12 protein-coding genes are annotated in these 16,632 nt (G+C 55.2%); 8 read left to right on the forward strand and 4 right to left on the reverse strand.

Annotated features, from left to right (window positions below; all coding sequences use genetic code 11):
* The first annotated feature begins 25 nt into the window (after positions 1 to 25).
* The 6 genes from NST04_RS09460 to NST04_RS09485 all read left to right on the forward strand — a co-directional run bounded on the left by NST04_RS09460 (position 26) and on the right by NST04_RS09485 (position 6,986).
* The gene (locus NST04_RS09460) at positions 26 to 1,429 is read left to right on the forward strand and encodes an ABC transporter substrate-binding protein (RefSeq protein WP_341184036.1); all 1,404 of its coding nucleotides are present in this window, start codon (positions 26 to 28) and stop codon (positions 1,427 to 1,429) included.
* Between the two features lie 13 nt (positions 1,430 to 1,442).
* Positions 1,443 to 2,330: a carbohydrate ABC transporter permease gene (locus NST04_RS09465; RefSeq protein ID WP_341184037.1), complete on the forward strand. Its 888-nt coding sequence runs from the start codon at positions 1,443 to 1,445 to the stop codon at positions 2,328 to 2,330.
* Entirely contained in the window at positions 2,327 to 3,157 is an 831-nt protein-coding gene (locus tag NST04_RS09470; RefSeq protein ID WP_445667881.1) for a carbohydrate ABC transporter permease, read from the forward strand. Before NST04_RS09465 ends, NST04_RS09470 begins: the two co-directional genes overlap by 4 nt.
* An 18-nt stretch (positions 3,158 to 3,175) precedes the next feature.
* On the forward strand, positions 3,176 to 5,032 hold the full coding sequence (locus NST04_RS09475; RefSeq protein WP_341184038.1) for a glycoside hydrolase family 127 protein: 1,857 nt from the start codon (positions 3,176 to 3,178) through the stop codon (positions 5,030 to 5,032).
* Positions 5,033 to 5,442: 410 nt separating this feature from the next.
* The gene (locus tag NST04_RS09480; RefSeq protein ID WP_341184039.1) at positions 5,443 to 6,333 is read left to right on the forward strand and encodes a glycoside hydrolase family 43 protein; all 891 of its coding nucleotides are present in this window, start codon (positions 5,443 to 5,445) and stop codon (positions 6,331 to 6,333) included.
* A 335-nt stretch (positions 6,334 to 6,668) separates the two neighbouring features.
* Positions 6,669 to 6,986 (forward strand): hypothetical protein, encoded by a 318-nt coding sequence (locus NST04_RS09485; protein ID WP_341184040.1) that lies wholly within the window; start codon positions 6,669 to 6,671, stop codon positions 6,984 to 6,986.
* A 128-nt stretch (positions 6,987 to 7,114) separates the two neighbouring features.
* Here NST04_RS09485 and NST04_RS09490 read toward each other — a convergent pair whose 3' ends face one another.
* From NST04_RS09490 to NST04_RS09505, 4 genes are all read right to left on the reverse strand, one after another.
* Complete coding sequence (locus tag NST04_RS09490; RefSeq protein ID WP_341184041.1) at positions 7,115 to 9,202, reverse strand: glycosyltransferase; 2,088 nt, start codon at positions 9,200 to 9,202, stop codon at positions 7,115 to 7,117.
* Between the two features lie 443 nt (positions 9,203 to 9,645).
* A complete protein-coding gene (locus tag NST04_RS09495) occupies positions 9,646 to 11,277 on the reverse strand; it encodes a tetratricopeptide repeat-containing glycosyltransferase family 2 protein (RefSeq protein ID WP_341184042.1) in 1,632 nt (543 codons plus the stop codon).
* Positions 11,274 to 13,346: a glycosyltransferase family 2 protein gene (locus NST04_RS09500; RefSeq protein WP_341184043.1), complete on the reverse strand. Its 2,073-nt coding sequence runs from the start codon at positions 13,344 to 13,346 to the stop codon at positions 11,274 to 11,276. Before NST04_RS09500 ends, NST04_RS09495 begins: the two co-directional genes overlap by 4 nt.
* Positions 13,347 to 13,505: 159 nt before the next feature.
* Positions 13,506 to 15,008 carry a DUF6385 domain-containing protein gene (locus NST04_RS09505; protein ID WP_341184044.1) on the reverse strand — a complete coding sequence of 501 codons (1,503 nt, stop codon included), beginning with the start codon at positions 15,006 to 15,008 and terminating at the stop codon, positions 13,506 to 13,508.
* A gap of 276 nt (positions 15,009 to 15,284) precedes the next feature.
* On the opposite strand from NST04_RS09505, the gene NST04_RS09510 reads away from it, so the two are divergent.
* Both NST04_RS09510 and NST04_RS09515 read left to right on the forward strand, forming a co-directional pair.
* Positions 15,285 to 15,821, forward strand: coding sequence for a hypothetical protein (locus NST04_RS09510; protein ID WP_076161517.1), 537 nt, complete (start codon positions 15,285 to 15,287; stop codon positions 15,819 to 15,821).
* Positions 15,822 to 15,844: 23 nt separating this feature from the next.
* Entirely contained in the window at positions 15,845 to 16,423 is a 579-nt protein-coding gene (locus NST04_RS09515; protein WP_341184045.1) for a hypothetical protein, read from the forward strand.
* The last annotated feature ends 209 nt before the right edge of the window (positions 16,424 to 16,632 follow it).

Consider the following 16,632-nt stretch of genomic DNA (forward strand, 5'->3'; position numbering starts at 1 on the left):
TAGAAATCGAGAGGGGCTTCCGAATATGTCGCAACCCAGGAAATCAGTCTTCATCACATTGGCTCTGGTTCTGATGCTTGCTGCTGTGCTGTCTGCGTGCTCGAACTCGGGTACACCAAGCCCTGACACATCCGCGTCTTCCGGAAATTCCGGATCGAAGGAGAATATTAAGCTGCGGATGACGGTCTGGGGCTCACCGGAGGAAGTGGCTCCTTATAAAAAAGCGATTCAAAATTTCGAGGCTAAGCATCCGAACGTTAAGGTCGAGCTTCAGCATATTGCCGCTGATTATGATACCAAGCTGACGACTATGGTCGCCGGGAATGATGTTCCGGACATTGCCATGATGGAATCGGGCACTATTGCTTTTCCAATGGCGGAGCAGGGCAAATTCTATAATCTTCAGGAATTCCTGGATACGGATACCGAGATTAGTCCCGATACGCTGGTTCCCAATATTACCTATTCCCTGGAGCCGGGCAATGTGATCGGAATCGGCCCCGGACCGGAATCCTTCGCCTTGTTCTACAATGAGGATATCTTCAAGGACGCCGGCATTGAACCTCCCCCGTCGAATGTGGCGGATGCCTGGACCTGGGATGAATTCGTTGAGGTTGCCAAGAAGCTGACGATGGATACCAATGGAAAAACAGCGGCAGACCCGGACTTCGATCCCAAAAAAATCAAGCAATATGGAGCAAACATCTCCACCTGGTGGGGGGTGTACAGCAACTTCATCTATTCCAATGGCGGGGATTTCATCTCTGCAGACGGCAAAACCTTCGGGCTGAACCAGCCGGAGGCGGTGGAGGCGCTCCAGAAAATATCCGATCTGATGAATGTGCATCATGTATCCCCTTCACCAGTACAGTCCAAGAACATTCCGGCGACCAATGTGGCGCTCCAGACCAAAAAGGTAGCGATGACGGTCGATGGGCAATGGGCCAGTGCAGGCCTCGCCCAATCCAAGTTCAATTTCAATGTCGGGGTCATGCCGGTGATGAAAGAGCCGGTTACCACGGTGGTCTGCGGCATGTTCTCCATCTTCAAATCCTCCAAGCATCCCCAGGAGGCCTGGGAGCTGCTGAAGGCGCTGCTTGACCCTGAAGCTTCCATTGACATGCTTACCGCCGGAACCTGGATGCCGTCTCCCAAGGACTGGTATACCGATCCTGCGCTGTTGGCCAAATGGACGGAGAATCTGGACGCCAGACCGTCCGGCTATAAGGAAGCCGTTGTCGATGTGATTCTGACCAAAGGGCATCAGACCCCGACCGGCTATGTGAAGAATTTCAACAATATTATGGACCTGGTCAACCCGGCGCTGGATAAGGTGTGGCTCGGCCAGCAGACGGCCCAGGAAGCGATGGACTCCATCGCGGCAAAGGTCCAGGCCCAGATTAAGGGACGCCGCGATATCAAGGAATAGACTGGAGGCCTGTATGCGAAGAGGAATGTTCTACGGGCTGCTGTTCACGGCCCCCGCCATCCTTGGGTTTGCCATTTTTACGCTGGGTCCCATGATCGCAAGCCTGGTGCTCAGCCTGACTGACTATAATGTGTTCAAGGAGCAGACCGCTTTTGTAGGCCTGGATAATTACATGCGGCTGTTCTCAGGTGAGGATGAGCTGTTCTATAAATCACTGGGGATAACCTTCTATTTCGTCGTGCTGCGTGTGCCTGCGGTAATTCTCCTCTCCTTCGGGATCGCGCTGCTGCTGAATCTCAATGTGAAGGGAAGGGCTATCTTCCGTACGATTATCTACCTGCCGAGCATTGTTCCGGCGGTGGCCTCGGCCATGATCTGGATGTGGCTGCTGAACCCCGATCTTGGCCTCATCAATTCGCTGCTGAGCCGCTTACATCTGCCAACCAGCAACTGGCTGTACGGGGAAGGCAGCGTTATCCCCTCGGTCGTACTTACCACGCTATGGGGAATCGGCAGCACGGTGATTATTTTCCTCGCCGGACTTTCCGGCATCCCCCGGCAGTATTACGAAGCGATTGAGGTGGACGGGGGCGGCTGGTTCCGCAAGCTGAGCCATGTGACGGTGCCGATGGTCACCCCCACGATCTTTTTCAATACCATCATGACCATTATCGGGTCCTTTCAGGTGTTCAATGAAGCTTATATTCTGACGCAAGGCGGACCGAATAACCAGAGTCTCTTCTATGTCTTTTATCTGTGGAGAACGGGCTTCCGGGATGCCGAAATGGGCTATGCGTCCGCGCTGGCCTGGATCTTGTTCGTCATTATTCTGTTCTTCACCTTCATCGTCTTCCGAACCTCGAAGTCATGGGTGTATTACGAAGGGGGGGACCGGGCTTGAGGCCATCGAAGCTTTCACTTACCGCAGGCTACGGGGCGCTGATCCTGATCTCCTGTATGTTCATCATTCCGTTTGTCTGGCTGATCCGCAGCTCGCTGATGAATTTATCACAGATATTCACCATGCCCCCCGAATGGATACCGAAGCCGTTTCAATGGGGCAATTTCCATAAGGCGCTTACGGTGCTGCCGTTTGATATCTTTTTCAAGAACACTCTGATTATCGTGGTTACTGTACTGGTTGGGACCGTAATCACGAGCAGCATCGGAGCCTTCGGGTTCTCGCGGATTCCGTGGAAGGGCAGGGATGCGGTGTTCGCGGTCCTGATGACCAGCATGATGCTGCCGGCGGCCGTCACGATGATCCCGAGCTTTCTCGGCTGGCAGGCGATCGGATTCTACGATACGCTGTATCCGCTGATTGTGCCCGCTTACTTCGGCGGGGGAATCTTCAACATCTTCCTCCTCCGGCAATTCTATCTGAGCATTCCGCGTGATTTCGATGAAGCTGCCTATGTGGACGGGGCGAATTATTGGCAGATCTATACCCGGATTATTTTTCCTTTGAGCCGTTCGGCGATTATCGTGGTGGCCCTGTTCAGCTTTCTGGCGTCGTGGAATGACTTCATGGGCCCGCTGATCTATCTCAAAAGCGACAAATGGTTCACCCTCGCGCTGGGCCTGCAAATGTTCCAGGGCACCTATACCGCGCAGTGGGATCTGCTGATGGCGGCCTCGGCGACCGTCGTTCTGCCCTGCGTCATTGTGTTTCTGGCCGGCCAGCGTTATTTCCTGGAGGGCATCACTTTAACGGGACTAAAAGGATAAAGGAGGCGGGGAACGGAAATGGCTGAGCAACAAGCAAGGATTCATGCCTGGCAGGGCGTGTCTTTTACTAGAGTCACCATAGATGATCAGTTCTGGCTGCCGCGCCTGAAGGTGCTCCGGCAGACCACACTGCCGGACTGCCTGTCCAAGTGTGAGGAGACCGGCCGCATCAGGAACTTCGCCAAAGCCGCAGGACTGCTGGAAGGGCATTACGAAGGCAAATACTATAATGACTCAGATGTCTACAAGGTGCTTGAAGGTGTTGCCTATGCGCTGATGTCAGAGCGGGATGCGGCGCTGGAGGCTGAGGCGGACCGGATCATCGGGCTCATCTCGGCTGCGCAGGAAGAAGACGGCTATCTATGTGCTTACTTTACCCTGGAGAATCCGCAGGGCAAGTGGACGGACATGGAGAAGCACGAGATGTACAACGGCGGCCATCTGATCGAAGCGGCAGTTGCCTACTATGAAGCCACCGGCAAGCGTGCGCTGCTGGAGGTGGCCTGCCGTCTGGCCGATCATGTTGACGGGGTGTTCGGCCCCGGCAAGCGGCACTGGGTGGAAGGGCATGAGGAGATCGAGCTGGCGCTGGTGAAGCTGTACCGCGCCACACAGACCGAGCGCTACTGGAAGCTGGCCTTATGGCTGCTGGAGGAGCGCGGCCATGGTCACGGCTCGGGCGCGATCTGGGACAACCCGGAGTGGGGACCGGCCTATTGCCAGGACGATGTTCCCGTCCGCGAGATTAAGCAGGTCACCGGCCATGCCGTCCGGGCGGTATATCTGTATACGGCCATGGCGGATATTGTCCATGCTTCCGGCGATTCCGCCTATGCGGAGGCTCTGCACCGGGTCTGGACACATACGGTGGAGCGCAATATGTACGTAACGGGCGGCATCGGGCCGTCCAGGCACAATGAAGGCTTCACCTCCGATTATGACCTGCCCAATGAGACAGCCTATTGCGAGACCTGCGCCGCTATTGCCATGGTGTTCTGGAATCACCGGATGAATCTGACGTTCGGGGACGGCAAATATGCCGATGTCGTAGAACGTGAAATGTATAATGGCGCTTTGTCGGGCATCTCCCTGTCCGGGGATCAGTATTTCTATGAGAATCCGCTGGCTTCCCAGGGCGGGCATCATCGTGTGCCCTGGTTCGAAACCTCCTGCTGTCCGACCAATCTGGCCCGCTTTCTGCCTTCCCTGGGCCAATACGCCTATGCTGTAACAGAAGATGGCCTGGCGGTGAATCAATATATGAACAGCGAAGCGGAGCTTGTGCTTGCCAGCGGGCTGGGCGTCAGGCTGAAGCTAAGCACCCGGTATCCCTGGAAGGGCCGGATGGAGCTTGAAGTGAATCCTGCCGCAAATGCCCGCTTCAGTATCCGGCTGCGTGTGCCGGGGTGGTGCAGGGGATACCGGTTGGAGGTGAAGGCAGAAGGCGAGGGTACCGCCGATACCGCCCGGGCGGAAGAGTGCATCGACCAAGGCTATCTTGTGCTGGACCGCACCTGGTCGCCGGGAGATACTGTAGTGCTTGAGCTGGAGATGCCTGTGAACCGGGTGCAGGCCAAGCCGGAGGTCGAGGCAGACCGGGGCCGGGTCGCCGTTCAGCGGGGACCGGTGGTCTATTGCCTGGAGCAGACGGATCACCCCGGGCGTTCCTATGATGCCTTCTCCATTCCAGCCGGGGCTAAGTTCCGGGTGGTGCACCTGCCGGAGCTGCTGGGCGGAGTGACGGTGCTGCAGAGCCGGGATGCAGACGGCAGACCGCTCAGGTTCATCCCCTATTATGCCTGGGACAACAGAGGGCCCGGTTTCATGCAGGTCTGGATTCGGGAGCAGGAGGATCGCGGATTGTATAGATTTTGAATCCGCTGGTGCAACATCAGCTTTAAACGTGTCATAATTAATTTAACTTATCGCTTGCGGAGGGGTGTTGTGCTTGATTAGGGTGCGAAGGATACGTGTATCTCTGATTATTCGCTATGAACGCAGCTACTCAGTGCCTCGTTCCGCAGCAGTCATCGGGATACTGTAGGCGCTGGAACGGTAGCAACTGCATTATGTACACTAGAATACTGCAAAAAAGACTTTAAAATAGAATCTATTGTATTCGGTACAATTGAATATTGAAAAATGGCCATTTTTCACCCAAAATCCAACATTCCACTGTATGAAATACAATAGAATCTTATTTTACGGTCAGCTATGCGATTTCTATTGCAGGAAATACAATCAGCTACTTGTATGTACAAGTGCAGAGTAAGGAGGAGATTCGCTTGCGCGGAATTACGAACCCGGTGATCCCGGGCTGGTATGCTGACCCTGAGGCCAGAACTTATGGGGGCAGGCATTATATTTATGCCACCAGATCATTCACAGAATATACACGGCAGATGAATCTGGATGCCTTCAGTTCGGATGACCTGATTCACTGGCAGAAGCATGAGAGCATTATCGCCATGGAGGATTTCCCCTGGATCTGGAGAGCGGTCTGGGCCCCGACCCAGCTTGAGCAGGGCGGCCGTCATTATCTGGTCTTCGCCTCGAATGATATTCAGCAGGACGGCGAAGCCGGGGGACTGGAGATTGCCGTGGCGGATACCCCTGAAGGCCCTTACCGGGGGTATCTCCACCGGCCGCTGATCGGCGGGTTCGTTCACGGCGCGCAGCCGATTGACGCCCATCTGTTCAAGGATGAAGACGGCGCAGTCTATCTGTATTACGGCGGGTGGGGACACTGCAATGTGGGCCGGATGAATGAAGACATGACGGGGTTTGTTCCGTTCCCGGACGGAGAGGTCATCCGTTCCGTTACTCCGCCCGGTTATGTGGAGGGGCCGTGTATGCTTAAGAAGGACGGCCTTTATTACCTGATGTGGTCAATGGGCGGGTGGACCAACGGGACCTACCGGGTCGCTTATGGTGTAAGCGCAAGTCCGCTGGGACCTTTCGCGAACCATGGGACGATCCTGGAGAGACAGGAGCCGGTGGCGGAAGGCCCCGGCCATCACGGATATCTGCATCTGCCCGAGCGGGATGAATGGCTGATCGTCTACCACCGCCGGATCATCGGCGATCCTGAGCCGGGCAACCGCATGTTATGTATTGACCGGCTGGAATTCGGTGCAGGCGTTATCAAGCCGGTAAGGATGACGGATAGATGGTAAGGATGTCGACTTATCGTAGGTGAATACAGGAGGAATGAGGCCTTGGCTTATGGCAGGGCCTCTTTTGCCGTGGTGCTGGAGGAACGCGTCAATTAACTAATATTTTTCATCGCTGTATTCCCATAATGTTGTACATATTGCAACCCGGCGACCTGGATATCCGGGGATTTGATAGGGTTGTTGTATAAAATGCAAGAATTACCCCCGCTAAGCGTTTGGAGGATGAGAAATCCTGATTTTTATGCAACGATATTGGAATATAGCCGGGATGAGCAAGGGAATGTTGTATTTTGAGCAGGATTTTCACTGGGAGGTACGGGGGATGCAAAGTATCCATGATAATGAAATTGGGCGGCAAAGACAATCAACTTCCCGTCATGATTGAGTTCATTGATGTCTTGGTGCATATGTTTGAAACGCAGTTGCCAGGGAGTATTCTTCTTGATATTAGCCAATTTGAAATAAATTCATTTGTCAAAGATAACAAGGAGTTGTTAGAGAAGCAAAAGGACTCCGCTTGGCCGATGTATTATGAAAAAAGTGAGGATTTGCTTGAATATTTACTACATGAAAATTACAACTATTATGTGATCTCCGCTTCATATGGTCTTAATGGATGGGTAATTGCTAAGGAATACAGTATTTGTAACTAAGCAGAATGTTTAAAAGTGGACCTTGAGGGAGCTATCCCTCAGGGTTTTTCGTTTCTATGAGTGTTTTAAGAGAATGAGTAAACTAAATATTTTAAAAGATTCCGTGAGCGGTGAAGTCAATTGTAGCCTCAGACATGGTTAGCTCTGTCATCCCCACTCTGAAGCGCCGACTTTACAAGCAGCAGCCACGGAATGCTGCCTGTAGCGGAGATGTTGCCCTGTGGGTGAACCTCCGCCGCAAGAAGGAGCATGTGATAGCTGAGGCCAGTGATTGCGGCAGCGCTGCCGGATTGCAGCAGTGTCTGTTCATCGGTGGACGTAAGCTGCGGCACCTGCCCGCAAGACTGGGCGATGGCTGCATAGAGCAGCCATTCCGCAACATCACCAGGAAGGCTATGGTGTTGTGATTGCCGGATGTAATCCGCACACCATTGCATTTTAAAAGAAACAGGTGCATCCAGCAGTCCCCGCAGCAGTGGCAGGGGAAGTCTGCTCCAGAGAAAGCGTGAAGCGCTAGTGGGCCTGCCAAGCAGGAGTAATGTATCCCAAGCACCTGCCTGAAGGAGCAGTTGTGCTGCGTAAGAAAAATCTGCAAAGCTAAGCGGTGTGTCTGCACGGTGTTCCGAATCGGCGAAGCTACTGATAACGGGGGGATGAGTGGAGCCCCCTGCTGGAGATGAAGAGATTGATTGCGTATCGGCACCATGCTCCGCCGGGCCGGCCTGCTGCCCCGCAAGCCGGCGATGCGCGGCCGCGAGCCCGGGCGGCAGCTCCGCCAGCCGCCCCAAGCCTTGTCCTGCCGCGGCGATTCCGCCGCTGCGGCAGGACAAGGCCCACAGATAGCCGGATACCCAAGGGTTATCCGGCGCATCCCCCCGCATCCGCGCAAGCCCGGCGGATGCGGCCCCGGGCTGTTCCGGGTCCCGGAACAGCGTCCGCAGCAGCACCTCAAGCACCTGCCGGATATCCTCCGGCAGATGCGGTGCTGCGTGAAGCGCCGCCAGCCACGGGGCGGCGCGGGCATTGAGTGCGGCAGGCACCAGCCTGCTCAGCACTCGCCGGGGCAGGGCAGGGAGCAGCTGACGCGTGAACACCGTCAGCTGGTCCGCTTGCCCGGACAGCAGGCACAGCGTGGCCAGCTGCTCCCAGGCGGCAAGATCGTCAGGCGAGTAGCCGATCGCCTGCCTGTAATGCTCCAGCGCTTCCTCGTAGAGGAAGAGCCGCTCGCAGACCCGCCCGGCGAATAGGCGGGTACGGTAGGTTCCGCTGCCGGAGGAGGAGGGGTATTTGTGCGCGGTATCCCCGCTGTCCAGCGCCTGCTGAAGCAGAGGGTAAGCTTGCCATGCCTGCCCTTGCTCCATGAGCAGCCCCGCATAGCTCTCCAGCAAATCGGTGAAATCTGCGTACAGCCCAATCCCCGCCTGATAGACAGGCTCCGCGTCCGCAGGCCGCCCGCCCGCTTGGAGGGCAAAGGCTGTCTTAAGATACAGGTCAGCGGTATACCCGGAGTCTGGCGGGGCTTCCTCTAACAGTGGCAGGAGAAGATCTGCCGCTGCCTGATATTGTCCCTGCTGGTAATATTCCGTGCCCAGTGCGTACCTCAGAGGAACGCTGTCCGGTTCAAGCCGCAGAGCGGTGTGGATCAGCTCCAGATTGCGGCTGGCTTTATTTTTGCGCTGAAGCTCATCATCCAAATAGCCGTAATGGTGCACAGGCAGATGGGCATAAGCGATATGTCCGCCGGGGAGGCTCCAGATGCTGGAGGCCACCTCTTCATGAATGCTGCCGCGAAAACAAATACGTGAATCATTACGGAAAAGCCGGCACACATTGTCTGTCACGTATTCGCGCCCGGAGCCCTCTCCCACATAATGGATAAAAGGCAGGAAATACCCGTCTGCACACTCCGATTCCAGCAGACACACTAACTCCTCCGCCTTCCAGTCAGCAAGGGCTTCATCTGCATCCAGCACCAGAATCCAGCCGTAGGAGGCCAGCTGTAGGGTCTGATTACGGGCTTTGGAGAAATCGTGCTCCCAGGGCAGCCGGATCACCCGGGCACTGAACCTGTGGGCGATAGCCATACTGTTATCCTCTGATCCGGTATCTGCGATAATGATCTCCGAGACCAAACCCTGAACCGACTGCAGGCATTGCTCCAGATGCTGCGCTTCATTCCTGACGATCATGCAGAGCGAGATTCCGGGAGTATCCATGGTCTGTAAGCTCCTTTCTAACAGTATTTGATTGAAAAAGCGGGAGTGCACAGAAGCGGAGCGGGTATATTCCTGCCGGACTGGGGAGCCGTTATTTCCCCAAAAACAGTACTTTTTACAGAGTGGCGGACTGAGAGGGCCCTATTGTCTCTCTAACCGATGATTTTGGGCAGCAGATCCGTCTTTAAGCGCCGTGGAGTCCGCAACTCTTCCGAATCATGCGTTTTCTCCAAAATAAACGATCCTCAGTCCGCCAGCGACCAGTCACACCGGCACTCTCCTGATAAAATGGACTAGAAAGAGGTAGTTGCAGAGCGTACACCTAAAACCCGCGATAAAGCACACTTTCATTAGATAGCTGTAGTCTGTACAACTAAATCTGCCCAAAAAGGGGAGAAGGAAGAACCGGCGGATGTTTAAATGTACGGTCATCTGATGACATTCTAATCGGCTGGTCTGGGAAGTGGTAGTGTGAGACGGGCTGCCGCAGCCGCCGGTGAATATAGGGCTGAGGTTGCGAGTCCAGCCAGAACCTTGTCAGCCAAAAGAATCCAGGGCCGCACAGCCGCAGCAATAGCAGATAAGGGGAGTGAGGTGTTCCGGTCTGCTAGGACAACTGCAGGATGATTAAGCAGCCCGGTAATATCATCGTAGCCCAGCTCCGCTGCGGAAGCTGCTTCCGCCCGCTGCAACAGCTCCAACAAATCAGCGGTAGGCGGCACCTCCGGCCCTGCATCATCTAAGGCTCCCGCATCCCGCACCGGCGCTTCCATCACTCCCGCACTCTGCACCGTACCGTCCATCTCACCCGCACCGGCGATCCCGCCCCCAAGCATATCAGCCGCCGCTGTATAGCAGCCATCCGATACCAGCAGGCGCAATAGATCCTGACGCTGCTCTGTCAGGATGCCGGGCAGCTGCCCGGCCAGCCAGCCGTGGAGCTCTGGCTCGCGGCCCGTGCATTTGAACAGGCGCGTGAGCCGCGGGATCAGCGGCCAGGGGTCCGGCTGGAGCTGGGCTGCTCTGGTGAAGCAGGCTGCCGCTTCATGCGCTTCGCCGATCTGCTGGCAGACCTGCCCCAGCAGCGTGTGGGTGAGATAGGTGCCTAACCCGGATTCCGTATGGTAGAGGGGAGGGGAGGCTCCAATCTCCAGTGCCCGGCACAGCGCGGTCTTGGCTTCGGCTAAGGCAGACACCTGTAGCAGCAGCGCACCTTTGAGGTGGTGAAGATCGGAGTAATCCGGGAAAAGCGTGCTTCCCTGCCCGCAGGCCTCCAGCGCCCCCGGGTAATCACCGGTTACCGCCAGGCAGCGGACTTTGTATTTATAGAGCAGGTGAACATAGCTGGTACCCGGCTTGGCCAGGTTCAGCGAGGTGCCGATATGCTCCAGCGCCTGCCCGTAATCGCCCAGCCGCATATATTCAACCGCCAGATTGAAATGCTGAAAAGCATCTCCGGGACTCTCCTCCAGCTGCTGCTTCAGCAATCCGAGATTACGGCTGATTTTGTCTTTCCGCTCCACGACCCCGTCGGCATAGCCGTAGTGATGGACAATGACGGTGCCCATATGCATCGTGGCATCTGGGGTCTCCTGCACAATGACAGCCGCAATCTGCTCATGAATAATGCCGCTGAAGCGATAATTCGGGCGGTTCTTGAACATCCGGAGGATCGGGTTGACCGTAAGTGTCTGCGAAGCGCGCTCCGTCCCCTGATGATTATGAATCCGCACAAAAAAAGCCTCATACTCCGTATGCTTCGCGCACACCAGCAGCTCCTCCCGGCTGCCCGGCTCCAGCTCTTCGTCTGCATCCAGCACCAGAATCCAGGTGCCCTGCGCCAGGGCCAGACCGGCGTTGCGTGCGGCGGCAAAATCCCCGTTCCACGGGTAATTGATAATCCGGGCACCGAAGCTGCGGGCAATCTGGCGGGTGGCATCGGTTGAACCGGTGTCCACAATGATGATTTCATCCACAGTCCCGCGCACACTCCGGAGACAGCGGGCCAGGTTGTCGGCTTCATTTTTGACGATCATGCACAAGGAAATCAGCGGTTGCTGTGGTTTCGTGGTCATAAGCTCAGATCCGCTCCTCTCTGCCGCTGGGTGTAATTCCACTTCGTATGCCAGGGGGTGCAGCGCAGCACCGCGATGGATTGGGCAACCGCTGCCCTGTCCTCCTGAAGCGGACCCTGAGCCTGCTGTCCCGCCGCCTGGAGACGTTCTACAGCTTCTGCGAGCCGCTGCTCTGCCAGATACAGATAACAGAGCGCCAGTCCGGTGCTGACGGCATCGTCTGCAGGGGATTCCCCCAAGGCAAGCCGGTACCAGCCCGCAGCCTCCGCATAATGTCCTTTATCTATGAGCAGCTCTCCGAGATACCGCAGGGTTGCGCCTGTAGCTTCCTTGCTGCCTGCAAGGTTGATGAATAGTTCCCCCGCCTCTGCACGCCAGCCTTCCTCATAAAGTGCCTCTGCCAGAGTGCGTGTATGTGCCGGGTACCGTTCAACCAGCCGCTTGCCCAGTGCGATGAACTGGTGCTTTACAGCGAGCCTTATGACCTCGGCCAGCAGTTGGGAGTCCCCGGAGGGAGCGGTTTTTGCCTGCGGCTCAGACGAATCAAGAGACAACTCCTTCTCGATCTCAAGCATTGCGGAACGCAATTCCACAGGTGTTTGCAGCCACAGCTCCTCCTGCAGCTTCCCGCCCAGCTCCCAGGTTAAGACGGCCTCAAGCAGGCAGAGCTGCCGTATAGTCTCCGCATTTAGGCCTTCGGGTGACAGCTGGGTGGGGTTAGCCCGCAGCTGGGCGGCGGTCTTCCTGAACATATGATATTTTCCGGTAATGATCCAGGAAGACAGCAGGAACAGCAAGGTGTCCTCTTCCAGCGGGCAGACGGCGGGCGGCAGCTCTGCAATCGCCGTATAAGCGTCCAGCCGATACAATGTTCCGATAATTGCAGTTCTTGCAGCACGCTGCGCTGTACCGGTTAGCTGTATCAAGAGTGCGGCAATCTCTCCATCCGGCACCTCCAGCTCCTGAAAAGCAGAGGCGATCCCCTCCAGAGCGGGGAGATACAGGGAGTGCTGCTGTAGCGCACGATGGTACAGCTGCGCGGCTTCCTTCTGCTTCCCGAGCTGCTGGAAAATGGCCCCCATCCGGTGCAGCGGGCGGAAGCTGTCCATGCCCTGTTCAGTGACGTATGCTCTGCGCGGAGCCGGGGCAGACGAGGTATCTATGGCGTGCTGGTAAGACTGGACGGCGCGTTCATAGAATCCTTGGCTCTCCCAGGACTGGCCCTGCATGTAATGCAGGTCGGGATAATCTCCATAACGTGTCAGCTCACGGGTTAGCAGGCTGTCGACCGCTTTTACATGACCGCTCTCCAGATCCATTGTACACAGATCACGAACGATCGAGGGACGGTAAGAGGCCTGAAGCGGAGCGAGGATAAGACTCTGGCGCAGCAGTTCTCCGGCTTCCTCCAGCCGTCCGTCCTGACAGCAGTTGACCGCCAGATTATAACGGGTGAACACATCGTCAGGCTCTTCTGCAAGCGCAAGACGCAGCAGTTGCCCGTTGCGGCTGATTTTATGCTTGGCGCTCATGACCGGGGGCAGGTAGCCGAAGTGAAGAATCTCTATTGGACTGGCCCCGATGGCGGCGGACCCATATTTTGTAAGAATAGAGGACTCAACACTTTCATGAATTCTTCCGCTGAAAAGATAGCCCCGCCCACCCCGGAACAGCCGCACAGGATGGTGATACAGACGATCTTCGGGCCTGTTACCCAGCAGGTTCTCTATGCGTACCGTGTAGGCTTCGGCTGTGCTGTCCTTGAGAATCTCCTTGATTGACTCTATGGAGGTCTGAAGGATTTCATCCGCATCCAAGACCAATATCCAATTGCTCGTTGCATGAGAGAGACCGGTATTTCTTGCTTCTGAGAAATGATAGTTCCACTGGGCTTCGATGACCGTTGCCCCGTATCTGCGGGCGATCTCCACGGACGGGTCGGTTGAGCCGGTATCGACAACGATGATTTCATCAGCGCCCTGCAAGCTGGCTAGACAACGGGGGAGCAGCTCGGCTTCATTGTTGACAATGAGCTGCACTCCGAGTGTAGGTTTGGCAGATAGATTCAAGATTGTTCCTCCTTCGCGGGCCTTAGTTCCTCCGGGTATTCTGCAAAAATAAGCATGTATAAGCGCTGCCGTCTTATGTAGATGCGGAATACCGCACAGGAAAGAGTACATGGGTACCCATGCACTCTTGGCTTCTGCATCGTATGACGGAAACTAGGCTTACGTTCCTTGTGCATCAAAAATAACATTAAGCGTAGAAGCTGCACCCGGCGTCGCGGATTGATAAGAGAGTCGGGTGTATTTCAGGAAGCGGGCAGGCACAATTACGTCTACAGAGCCTGCTGCCAGCGGGTTGTCTCCAGTCGTATCGACGAAATAGTTGGTTCCGTCTGCACTGATCTCGACCCGTGTATTCACCGGATTGGCTCCGGTGTTCACAATGAAGTAGGAGTAGGTCCCAAGGACACTGGTATTGTTGGCAGGCAGCGGTGTATAGGTATCCGAAGTGGCAATTGCCGTTGTAGGCAGCTCAACGAAGCTGCGCTGAGAGATAGAGGTTACGCTGCTCAGCGTACCAGCAGTGATAGTCGCACCAAGCACACTAGTAATCGTACCGTCTAGCAGGTTAGTCACTGTACCAGCGGATGATAGAGTACCGGCAGTGATAGTCGCACCAAGCACACTAGTAATCGTACCGTCTAGCAGGTTCGTCACAGTACCAGCGGATGATAGAGTACCAGCAGTGATAGTTGCACCAAGCACGCTAGTAATCGTACCGTCTAGCAGGTTGGTCACTGTACCAGCAGATGTTAATGTACCGGCGGTGATAGTCGCGCCAAGCACACTAGTAATCGTACCGTCTAGCAGGTTAGTCACTGTACCAGCAGATGTTAATGTACCGGCAGTGATAGTCGCGCCAAGCACACTAGTAATCGTACCGTCTAGCAGGTTAGTCACTGTACCAGCAGATGTTAATGTACCGGCAGTGATAGTCGCGCCAAGCACACTAGTAATCGTACCGTCTAGCAGGTTCGTCACAGTACCAGCGGATGATAGAGTACCAGCAGTGATAGTTGCACCAAGCACGCTAGTAATCGTACCGTCTAGCAGGTTGGTCACTGTACCAGCGGATGATAGAGTACCAGCAGTGATAGTTGCACCAAGCACACTAGTAATCGTACCGTCTAGCAGGTTGGTCACTGTACCAGCAGATGTTAATGTACCGGCGGTGATAGTCGCGCCAAGCACACTAGTAATCGTACCGTCTAGCAGGTTAGTCACTGTACCAGCAGATGTTAATGTACCGGCAGTGATAGTCGCGCCAAGCACACTAGTAATCGTACCGTCTAGCAGGTTAGTCACTGTACCAGCAGATGTTAATGTACCGGCAGTGATAGTCGCGCCAAGCACGCTAGTAATGGTACCGTCTAGCAGGTTCGTCACTGTACCAGCGGATGATAGAGTACCGGCAGTGATAGTCGCACCAAGCACACTAGTAATCGTACCAGCAAGGATGTTCGTGATTGTACCGGCCGATGTTAATGTACCAGCAGTAATAGTCGTGCCAAGTATGCTAGAGATCGTGCCGTTCAAGATGACGGTGGTCAGGTTCCCGCTGGCATCGGTGGTGAGCGGGCGGTCGATCAGAGTTGAAGGGTCCCGGCCGAAAATAAGTGTGCGCAGATTGTCCGGATTAGCCTGAAATGAACTGAAATTTGGCAACATGAGTCATCCTTTCTGTGGGCAATTTCTGCCGTCAGCCTGCTCATGAAAAGACCCAAACCGTCGTCTGGGTCCTTAAGCATGTATAGGCTGCCGGTTCATAGAGGGAGGAACGTGTAGCTAGGCAGGAACCATTCGAATGGTGTGATATTAGGATATGGAGCTTTTTAAGAGAATGACTGGGTTAACTCTGCAAAAATACGCAGCCGCCAAACAACCTGCCGGACAGCCCCGCATACTATGAAAATATGCTAGACCGACAGAAGGAGTGAGAATATGCCGAATGAGACTGTATTTAACCAGAACAGCCAGCCGCTGTATACCGAGCAGGTTAACACCTATATTGCACCCGGGATTGATACTCTGCCTGAAGCGGGAGCCGCGATGTCAGGTTTATTGTTTGGAATTCCGTTTGCCTCCACGGTGGGTACTTCCACCCCGCTTGTCATGCAGGTAGCTAATCCCGGCGGCAGCGGACGTACCTTATATATCTCCCGCATTATCGCAAGCACGGGCACAGCGTCGGTCACTTTAACACTACTGCGTAATGCGACGGTGGGGGGCTCTACTGTTACTCCGGTTAACTATAACTTCGGGAGTTCGGTCACTAGCGTCAGTACTGCCCGGACCGCAACGGCTGCGCCTACAGGTTCTCCGGCGACATTAATGTCAATGCTGCTGGCCCTAGGTCCGGTCATCCTTAATATGGACGGCAGGCTTATTCTGCCTCCCGGCAACTCGCTCACGCTATCGGTAACGATTGCATCCGGGAGTACTGCGGCAACGGGAAATATCAGCTGGTGGGAATTCTAGAGTGGAAGGGGAGAGGATGAACCATGCCCAATAACTATGTAATCAATGACAATGACCAGCCGGTCTATGTGGAAATGACGAACACCTTCCGTGCACCGGACATCAGCGCCCCGCCGGAGATCAGCGCTTCGCAGGCAGCCGTCTTATTCTCGGCGAACGCCTCGAACTCGGCAACGATCGTGCTGTCGCTCCTCTCGGCTGTCATTTCGGTCCGCATCAGTAATCCTGCGGGCAGCGGCCGGACCTTGTATCTGTCCCGGATCAGCGGCAGTATCGGCGGCACCTCGGTGCTGACCTCGATCTCAGGCAGCTTTACCCTTGTCAAAGGAGGGACGATATCCTCGCCGTCCACGGTGACTCCGGTGAATAATAATCTGGCCAGCCCAGCAGCCAGTTCCATGACGGTCCAGTCCTCCACCGCAGCTATTTCCGGGGGCACTGTGCTGGCGAATGTTCAGATTGCGCCGGGAGTGTTCAGTCCGGCTTTTACCGGCAGCATTATCGTCCCTCCGAACAATGTCATCAGCATCAGCGTAAGCTCCTCAAGCGCGGCAGTCGGGACAATTATATCTGCTTTAAGCCTGAACTGGTGGGAGAGATAGCAGACAGGTGCTTCAGTAGTATCTCTATAGCAGCTCCCAGAGAGTAGAGCTTGAAATTGTAAGGGTGGGTATATTCACGCTATGCGTTATCCCTCTATTTCCCGCTGAAACGCTACCATCGCGAAAAAGCCGTCAGAGCCGTGCCCACTTGACTTCAGGATAGTTAAGGTTTATTTTTCTATAAATGGATGGATTAGAGGATTGGGGAG

It is taken from the genome of Paenibacillus sp. FSL H7-0756 (assembly GCF_038006765.1).
In the GTDB taxonomy this organism is placed as follows: Bacteria; Bacillota; Bacilli; order Paenibacillales; family Paenibacillaceae; genus Paenibacillus_AQ.

What these genes read in the sequence shown, in the direction of transcription:
- NST04_RS09510 (WP_076161517.1), top strand. Translation starts at nt 15,285, where the DNA reads ATGCCGAATGAGACTGTATTTAACCAGAACAGCCAGCCGCTGTATACC.
- NST04_RS09475 (WP_341184038.1), top strand. Translation starts at nt 3,176, where the DNA reads ATGGCTGAGCAACAAGCAAGGATTCATGCCTGGCAGGGCGTGTCTTTT.
- NST04_RS09490 (WP_341184041.1), bottom strand. Translation starts at nt 9,202, where the DNA reads ATGGATACTCCCGGAATCTCGCTCTGCATGATCGTCAGGAATGAAGCG.
- NST04_RS09495 (WP_341184042.1), bottom strand. Translation starts at nt 11,277, where the DNA reads ATGACCACGAAACCACAGCAACCGCTGATTTCCTTGTGCATGATCGTC.
- NST04_RS09460 (WP_341184036.1), top strand. Translation starts at nt 26, where the DNA reads ATGTCGCAACCCAGGAAATCAGTCTTCATCACATTGGCTCTGGTTCTG.
- NST04_RS09515 (WP_341184045.1), top strand. Translation starts at nt 15,845, where the DNA reads ATGCCCAATAACTATGTAATCAATGACAATGACCAGCCGGTCTATGTG.
- NST04_RS09485 (WP_341184040.1), top strand. Translation starts at nt 6,669, where the DNA reads ATGATAATGAAATTGGGCGGCAAAGACAATCAACTTCCCGTCATGATT.
- NST04_RS09465 (WP_341184037.1), top strand. Translation starts at nt 1,443, where the DNA reads ATGCGAAGAGGAATGTTCTACGGGCTGCTGTTCACGGCCCCCGCCATC.